9 protein-coding genes are annotated in these 7,210 nt (G+C 69.4%); 3 read left to right on the forward strand and 6 right to left on the reverse strand.

Annotation, left to right across the window (positions count from 1 at the left end; translation table 11 throughout):
* Positions 1 to 127: 127 nt before the first annotated feature.
* Positions 128 to 1,048 carry an RNA polymerase sigma factor SigJ gene (gene sigJ, locus J0695_RS33340; protein ID WP_206968506.1) on the reverse strand — a complete coding sequence of 307 codons (921 nt, stop codon included), beginning with the start codon at positions 1,046 to 1,048 and terminating at the stop codon, positions 128 to 130.
* Between the two features lie 193 nt (positions 1,049 to 1,241).
* On the opposite strand from sigJ, the gene J0695_RS33345 reads away from it, so the two are divergent.
* Both J0695_RS33345 and J0695_RS33350 read left to right on the forward strand, forming a co-directional pair.
* On the forward strand, positions 1,242 to 1,595 hold the full coding sequence (locus tag J0695_RS33345) for a DoxX family protein (RefSeq protein WP_307798850.1): 354 nt from the start codon (positions 1,242 to 1,244) through the stop codon (positions 1,593 to 1,595).
* 68 nt (positions 1,596 to 1,663) lie between these two features.
* Positions 1,664 to 2,107 carry a nuclear transport factor 2 family protein gene (locus tag J0695_RS33350; protein ID WP_206968507.1) on the forward strand — a complete coding sequence of 148 codons (444 nt, stop codon included), beginning with the start codon at positions 1,664 to 1,666 and terminating at the stop codon, positions 2,105 to 2,107.
* A 12-nt stretch (positions 2,108 to 2,119) separates the two neighbouring features.
* On the opposite strand, the gene J0695_RS33355 is transcribed toward J0695_RS33350, so the two are convergent.
* From J0695_RS33355 to J0695_RS33370, 4 genes are all read right to left on the reverse strand, one after another.
* Positions 2,120 to 2,581: a PPOX class F420-dependent oxidoreductase gene (locus tag J0695_RS33355; RefSeq protein WP_206968508.1), complete on the reverse strand. Its 462-nt coding sequence runs from the start codon at positions 2,579 to 2,581 to the stop codon at positions 2,120 to 2,122.
* A gap of 49 nt (positions 2,582 to 2,630) precedes the next feature.
* Positions 2,631 to 3,449, reverse strand: coding sequence for a YceI family protein (locus tag J0695_RS33360; RefSeq protein ID WP_206968509.1), 819 nt, complete (start codon positions 3,447 to 3,449; stop codon positions 2,631 to 2,633).
* A gap of 109 nt (positions 3,450 to 3,558) precedes the next feature.
* Positions 3,559 to 5,967, reverse strand: coding sequence for an MFS transporter (locus J0695_RS33365; protein ID WP_465269123.1), 2,409 nt, complete (start codon positions 5,965 to 5,967; stop codon positions 3,559 to 3,561).
* Between the two features lie 96 nt (positions 5,968 to 6,063).
* A complete protein-coding gene (locus tag J0695_RS33370) occupies positions 6,064 to 6,537 on the reverse strand; it encodes a MarR family winged helix-turn-helix transcriptional regulator (RefSeq protein WP_206968511.1) in 474 nt (157 codons plus the stop codon).
* Positions 6,538 to 6,727: 190 nt separating this feature from the next.
* On the opposite strand from J0695_RS33370, the gene J0695_RS33375 reads away from it, so the two are divergent.
* Positions 6,728 to 6,952 carry a hypothetical protein gene (locus tag J0695_RS33375; RefSeq protein ID WP_206968512.1) on the forward strand — a complete coding sequence of 75 codons (225 nt, stop codon included), beginning with the start codon at positions 6,728 to 6,730 and terminating at the stop codon, positions 6,950 to 6,952.
* A 12-nt stretch (positions 6,953 to 6,964) separates the two neighbouring features.
* Here J0695_RS33375 and J0695_RS33380 read toward each other — a convergent pair whose 3' ends face one another.
* The gene (locus J0695_RS33380; RefSeq protein WP_307798851.1) at positions 6,965 to 7,207 is read right to left on the reverse strand and encodes a hypothetical protein; all 243 of its coding nucleotides are present in this window, start codon (positions 7,205 to 7,207) and stop codon (positions 6,965 to 6,967) included.
* Positions 7,208 to 7,210 lie beyond the last annotated feature (3 nt).

Genomic DNA, 7,210 nt, shown 5'->3' on the forward strand with positions numbered 1-7,210 from the left:
CAGGGCCTCCCAGCACCGCAACATCAAACTCCGCGATCTGTGCTGGGAGTTGGTCCAGCACACCGGCGGCACCCCGCCGGGACCCAAGTCCTTCCCCCGCCGCCCCTGAGCGGCGGGGGCGCGCGCGTCAGCCGTCCGTCCAGGGCCGGAGCTTCTCGGGGTTGAGCACGGCCCAGATGTTGGTGATCAGGCCGTCCGCGACATCGAACGCCAGCACCGTCGCGATGACGCCGTCCCGTTCGGCGATCAGCCCCGGCTGGCCGTTGACCGTACGTTCCATGAGGGTCAGACCGGGTGTGCTGCGCATGAACCCGGCGATGGAGTTCGCGACCAGCTCGCGGCCCCGGGACGGGTGGAGCTGTGCGTTGACGATGCCGCCGCCGTCGCCGGTCGCCGTGACGGCGGGGTCGAGGAGGCCGACGAGGGCCTCGATGTCCTGGGCGGCCCAGGCCACCTTGAAGTTCCTTACGACATCGGCGTGTTGGGCCGTCGGGACCGTGGGCGCCTGCGCCGCGCCGACGCGACGGCGGGCCGAGGAGGCCAGCTGCCTGCATGCGGCGGGCGTCCGTCCGACGATCTCGGCGACCTCTCCGAAGGGGTAGCGGAAGACGTCGTGCAGGATGAAAGCGACGCGCTCGGCCGGGGTCATCGATTCGAGCATGACCAGGAAGGCCATGTTGACCGACTCGTCGAGGGTGACGCGGTCGGCAGGATCGGGCGGGCCGCCGCCGCCCGGCCGCCCGCCGAGCCACTCCGAACGGTCGGGCAGCGGCTCGGGGATCCACTCGCCGACGTAACTCTCCCGCCGCACCCGTGCCGAGCCGAGCTGGTCGAGGCAGATGCGGCCGGCGACCTTCATCAGCCAGGCGCCGGGGTTGCCGACGGCCTCCTGCTGCTGCGGGGACATGGCGTACCAGCGGGCGTACGTCTCCTGTACGACGTCCTCGGCATCGGTCAGCGAGCCGAGCAGCCGGTACGCGAGATTGATGAGCCGGCGCCGCTCGCTCATGATCACGCCCAGGTCCTCGGGTTCGGATCGGCTGCTCATGGTCCCGTCGGCTCCTTCGCTCGGTCGCTCGCTCGTCACGGATCTCCCCGTCTCCCCGTGTCCCTGTCTCCCCACTCCGACGAAACAGCGCATCGGAATGTGAGGCGGGGGCGGGCCTCACATTCCGCGGGGCTGCGTCGTCGTAACGGCAGAACGGGAAATCCGGCGCCACCAAGACCCCCTGGGAGACACCGTGTTCATCGCGTACGTCGTCGTCGCCGCACTGCTTGCCGCCCTCCTCGCCTTCTCCGCCAAGGTCAAGCTGGCCGGGGACACGGAGGCGGCCGCATCGACGATGTCCCGCCTCGGGCTGCCGAACACCTGGCTACGGCCACTGGGCCTGGTGGAGGCGGCCGGCGCGCTCGGCCTGCTGGCCGGGATCGCCTATCTGCCGCTGGGGATCGCGGCGGGCGTCGGCGTCGTGCTCTTCTTCATCGGCGCGGTCACCATCCACCTGCGCGCCGGCGACCGCAAGGGCGCGGCGTCCCCCGGAGTCCTGGTCCTCATAGCGGTCCTGCCGGCGCTGTTCGGCCTGGCCGCGCTCTGACACGAGGTCTGGCACAAGGTCTGGCACAAGGTCTGGCGCAAGGTCTGGCACAAGGAAGGAAGAAACCCATGAACGATTTCCAGAACATGGCCGACCGCTTCGAAATCGAGGCGCTGCGCGGCGAGTTCACGGACGCCGGGATGATGTCCGACTACGACCGCTTCGCATCCCTGTTCACCCAGGACGGCGTCTGGCAGATCCCCCTCGCCGGCATCGCTTTCGCGGGCCGGGAGGAGATCCGCGCCGGGATCGAGCGGCTGAAGGGCGGCTGGGACTACTTCGTACAGACGGCGCACCCGGGCACGATCCGTGTCGATGGCGACACGGCCGCCGGCCGGTCGTACATCGCGGAGTTCGGCCGGCTGCGCGAGGGCGGATCGCATATGAACCACGCGATCTACCACGACCGCTACGAACGCACCGCGGACGGCTGGAAGTTCGCGGAGCGCAGGTACGAGGTCATGTACGTCGACATGTCGCCCCTGACGGGCTCGGTCCCCGAAGCCCACTGACACCCGCAGCGGCTACCCGAGCCGCGCCGGGAACCCGCCCGTGGCGATCGGCCCCCACCGCTCGGGGGTGATCCGGATGAGGGACTTTCCCTGCTTGACCATCGCCGCGCGGTACTCGTCCCAGTCAGAGTGCTCCCCCGAGATGTTCCTGAAGTACTCCACCAGCGGCTCCACCGACTCCGGGGAGTCGAGGACCTCCGCGGTCCCGTCGATCTGCACCCACGCCCCGTTCCACTCGTCGGAGAGGACGATCACGCTGACCCGCTCGTCGCGCTTGGCGTTACGGGTCTTGGCGCGCTCGGGGTACGTGGAGACGACGATCCGCCCGGCGTCGTCGACCCCGCAGGTCAGCGGGGAGCCCTGGGGGCGTCCGTCGGCACGGGTGGTCAGCAGGATCGCCCGGTGCCGGGGCCGCACGAACTCCAGCAACTGGTCCAGTTCCACGGTGTTGTTGCTCGCGATATTGGGTGCCATACCCACACGATAGTCCGGGCGGCCACCGGTCCAGGGATCACGCCGCGCGTCACGCCGAGGGCAGCGAATCCCCCTGTACGGCCTGGATGTCGAGCTCCACCTTGAGCGTCGTGCCGATCGCCGAGATGCCCGCCTGGACCACCTGGTTGTAGTTCATCGCGAAGTCGTCGCGGCGCAGATCGGCCGTCGCGCGGAAGGCGGCACGGGTGCCGCCCCACGGGTCGGGGCCCGTACCCAGGTAGCTGAGGTCGAGGTCGACCTCGCGTACGACACCGTGCAGCGACAGCTCGCCGTGCACCGTCCAGCGGTCGGGTCCCGCGGGCTCTAGTCCCGTCGAGCTGTACGTGATCTCAGTGAAGCGCTCCACGTCCAGGAAGTCGGCGGACTTCAGGTGTCCGTCGCGCATCGCGTTGCCCGTGTCGATCGACGCGGCCTCGATGACCGCCTCGACGCGCGACTTCTCGACGTCCTCGGCGATCTCGATCCGGCCGGAGAAGGCGGTGAACCGCCCGTGCACGCTGGAGATTCCGAGGTGCTGGGCGACCGCCCCCACCGAGGAGTGCGCCGGATCCAGCGTCCAGGCGCCCGGCGGCGGCAGCTCCACGCCGCCCTGGCGGGCCAGGACCACGGTGCCCGCGTCCGCGCGGCCGCCCGCTGTGACGATCACGGTCGCGGCGACGGGCGCGTAGCCGACGGCGGTCACGATCAGCGTGTACGGGCCCGGGGGCAGCGATGTCGCATCGCGCACCGTGCCGTCCTCGTCGGCGGCGGCCCGCACCACCTGGGTGCCGGTCATGTCGGTCACGGTCACCACCGCATGCTGCACGGCCCAGCCGTCCCGGGTCCGTACCTGTGCGCGAAGTCCCATCCCGTAAATCTCCTTGCAACTGTCTCGCTGTGCGAAAAAAGAAACCCCGGACGGCGGCGGGCACGGGCCGTCCCCTGCCCATGTCCACCACCGTCCGGGGTGGTATCAACTACTCGCCCGGGTGGGCGAGTTCGATGTCGTGGCCGTCGACGCCGCGTCCCGCGACCGACAACGATCCGGCGACCGGCGGGTAACCGGTCGCGATGACCGTGTACTCGCCCGTGGTGAGGTCGGCGAAGGCGTACGCCCCGTCGTCCCCGGTGGTCGAAGTCGCGACCACGTTCCCGGCCGCGTCGACCAGCGTCACGCGGGCGTCGGGCAGCGGGCGCCGGTCGGCCCCGCCGCGTACGACACCCTGGACGAGCGCACCGGACTGGAGCGCCGCCTCGATGCGGGTGACGCCCTGGCCGCCGATCTCCACCGGCAGTGCGGCGGGCCGGAAGCCGGCCGCGTTGACCGCGATCGTCACCGAGCCGGGGATCAGGTCGCCGAAGGTGAACTCGCCCTGTTCGCCGGACTTTCCGGTCGCCAGGACATCACCGCGGACGTCCGTGACGACGACCATCGCGCCCTCGATCGGCGCACCGCCCTCGGCCGCCTTGACGACACCGGAGAGGCCGCTCGTACCCGAGAGGAGGATGTCGTAGTGCAGTTCGTCGCCGCCGACGACCACCGTGGAGGCCTGCGGCTGGAAGCCGTCGGCCGAGGCGATCAGCACATACGAACCCGAGCCCGGCGCGTCGACCGCGTAACCGCCGTCGCCGTGGGCCACCGCCCGGCCGAGCTGGCGCCCGGCCAGCGAGATCAGGGTGACAGCGGCCCCGCCGACGGGGGCGCCCTCGGTGCCGCGGACGATGCCGCGGATCGGGGTGCCGCCCTGCACGGGGGCAGGTTCGGGAGCTGAGGCGGGTACGGACTGCATCGGCGTCGTCTCCTCGGCCTGCACGGCCTTCCGATCAGAAACTGCGGGAGCGGGTACGGCGGCCACGGCCACGGCCGGCGCCTCGGCCTCGCTCACCGCACGCGTCCTCAGCGGGACCTCCTTGATGAACAGCGTCACCAGGAAGGCTATGGCGGCGCAGGGCGCCGCGATCAGGAACACATCGGCCACACCGTGTCCGTACGCGCTCTCGATGATCGTGCGCAGCGGGGCGGGCAGCAGCTTCAGGTCGGGGATGGCCCCGCTGGAGAGTGCCCCCGAACCGGGGCCCCCGCCCTGCGGACCGAGGTCGGTGAGGCCGTCCTTGACGTAGTGGGTGACCCGGTTGGCCATGATCGCGCCGAGCGCCGAGACGCCGACCGCACCACCGAGGGAGCGGAAGAAGGTGACGGTGGACGAGGCCGAGCCGAGGTCCTCCGGGGACACCTGGTTCTGCGTGGCGAGGACCAGGTTCTGCATCATCATGCCGATGCCGAGACCCATCAGCGCCATGAAGATCGCGAGGTGCCAGTACGGGGTGTCGTACCGCATCGTGGAGAGCAGTCCCAGACCCGCGGTCAGCAGCACACCGCCGCTGACCAGCCAGACCTTCCAGCGGCCCGTCTTGGTGATGAACTGGCCCGAAAGGGTCGATGAGATGAAGAGCCCGCCGATCATCGGGATCGTCATCACACCGGACATCGTCGGCGACTTGCCGCGCGCCAGCTGGAAGTACTGGCTGAAGAAGACCGTGCCGGTGAACATGCCGACGCCGACGAAGAGCGAGGCGATCGAGGCGAGGGTGATCGTCTTGTTGCGGAAGAGCCGCAGCGGGATGATCGGTTCCTTCGCCTTGGACTCCGTCAGGATGAAGAGCAGTCCCAGGACGATGGAGCCGCCGACCATGGCGTAGGTCTGCCAGGAGACCCAGTCGAACTTGTTGCCCGCGAAGGTCACCCAGACGAGCAGCAGTGAGACGGCCGCGGCGACGAAGAACGCGCCGCCCCAGTCGACCTTCACGTCACGCTTGACGACCGGGAGCTTCAGGGTCTTCTGCAGCACGATCAGCGCGATGATCGCGAACGGCACACCGACGTAGAAGCACCAGCGCCAGCCGAGCCAGCTGGTGTCGGTGATGACACCGCCGAGCAGCGGTCCGCCGACGGTCGCGACCGCGAAGGTCGCACCCAGGTAGCCGGAGTACCGCCCGCGCTCGCGCGGGGAGATCATCGCGGCCATCACGATCTGCGCGAGGGCGGAGAGACCGCCGACGCCGACGCCCTGGACGACACGGCAGGCGATGAGCATGCCGGAGTTCTGCGAGAGGCCGGCGACGACCGAGCCCAGGACGTAGGTGACCAGCGCTATCTGGACGAGCAGCTTCTTGCTGAACAGGTCGGAGAGCTTGCCCCAGAGCGGGGTGGTCGCCGTCATCGCGAGCAGGGACGCGGTGACGACCCAGGTGTACGAGGACTGGCTGCCGTGCAGGTCGGAGACGATCTTCGGCAGAGCGTTGGTGACGATCGTCGACGACAGGATCGCGACGAACATGCCGAGCAGCAGCCCGGACAGCGCCTCCATGATCTGCCGGTGAGTCATCGGTTCGCCGTCGGGGGAGTGATGGCTCCCGTGCTTGGCGTGACCGGCCCGCACACCGGCTGGTGTGGTCGTAGCCATGGAATTCCTTGTCTTTGCTTAAGCGGGTGTACGGGTGTGATCGTGATGCGGCGGAAAGGCGCGGGCCTTGCAGTCGAAGCTGTGGCGCAGGCGCGCCAGCATCACGTTGAGCTGTCCGACCTCGTCGTCGGACCAGTCGTCCAGGGTGTGGGCGAGCGCGTCGATCGAGCGCTGGGAGAGGTCCTCGAGCATGTCCTCGCCGGCCGGGGTGAGCCGAAGGATGCGGGAGCGCTTGTCGGCGGGGTCAGGGAACCGCTCGATCCAACCGCGCTCCGCCACATGGGCCACATGGCGGCTGGTCACCGACATGTCCACGGCGAGGAGCTCGGCGAGCTTGCTCATGCGCATTTCCCCGTGCCGGCTGATGAGAGTGAGCACGGCGGCCGAACCGGAGGGGCACTGGGCCGGGAGTATGCGGGCGAGGCCTCGTTTGACGGCTCCGATGGCACTGAGCTGCCGGGCCAGTTCCTCGTACTGACTCTGCGCTGCCATGGCACCCCCACATCTTGTTGCTTAAGGCAACCGTAAGGGCTGTTGGTTGCTGCAGGCAAATGAAATGGGGGTGAGAAAGGCAAAGGAACGCCAAAGAGTTTGCATGTGCGAGGTCAATGAGGTGGGGGCCTTGTGCGCTCCGGGGCCCAGGGGTTGGGCGGGCCTCACAGGTTCGCTAGGGTCCTGCTTCATGGCACACAACCCCCAAGCGCCCCAAGGCCCCGAGGGCAACTACGACCCGGCGGGCTCCACCCAGATGTTCCGCGCCTTCGTCGACGAGGGCGTGCCGCAGCAGGCGCAGCGCTCGCAGCCGGCGGCCGCCCCGCAGCAGTCCGGCTCGAAGACGGGGCTGATCGTCGGCGTCGTCGTCGGGATCGTGGTCCTGGCGGCGGTCGTCTTCCTCGCGATCCGCTGAGCTCCGCTCACTTCACTTCCAGCTGGCGGTGACCGACCGGGTGTCGATGTGCATCCCGAGCGGAACCCGCCAGGAGTCCACACACACGGTGTAGGTCTTCGTCTTCGCCGCCCCTGCGGCGATGGGCCCCGGCAGCGGCTGGGCGGACTCGATGGTCGCCCAGTCCACGCCGAGTGCGCCGATGATGTGCGTCGCGAAGGTGGCCGTGCCCGAACTCGCCGGTGAGCCACCGGTGTTACGGAACTGCACGGTCACCTT

Source organism: Streptomyces beijiangensis, from assembly GCF_017315755.1.
Lineage (GTDB): Bacteria > Actinomycetota > Actinomycetes > Streptomycetales > Streptomycetaceae > Streptomyces > Streptomyces beijiangensis.

Excerpts from the sequence above, each read along its gene's own strand:
- J0695_RS33365 (WP_465269123.1), bottom strand. The coding sequence starts at position 5,967 with ATGACTCACCGGCAGATCATGGAGGCGCTGTCCGGGCTGCTGCTCGGC.
- J0695_RS33370 (WP_206968511.1), bottom strand. The coding sequence starts at position 6,537 with ATGGCAGCGCAGAGTCAGTACGAGGAACTGGCCCGGCAGCTCAGTGCC.
- J0695_RS33350 (WP_206968507.1), top strand. The coding sequence starts at position 1,664 with ATGAACGATTTCCAGAACATGGCCGACCGCTTCGAAATCGAGGCGCTG.
- J0695_RS33360 (WP_206968509.1), bottom strand. The coding sequence starts at position 3,449 with ATGGGACTTCGCGCACAGGTACGGACCCGGGACGGCTGGGCCGTGCAG.
- sigJ (WP_206968506.1), bottom strand. The coding sequence starts at position 1,048 with ATGAGCAGCCGATCCGAACCCGAGGACCTGGGCGTGATCATGAGCGAG.
- J0695_RS33355 (WP_206968508.1), bottom strand. The coding sequence starts at position 2,581 with ATGGCACCCAATATCGCGAGCAACAACACCGTGGAACTGGACCAGTTG.
- J0695_RS33375 (WP_206968512.1), top strand. The coding sequence starts at position 6,728 with ATGGCACACAACCCCCAAGCGCCCCAAGGCCCCGAGGGCAACTACGAC.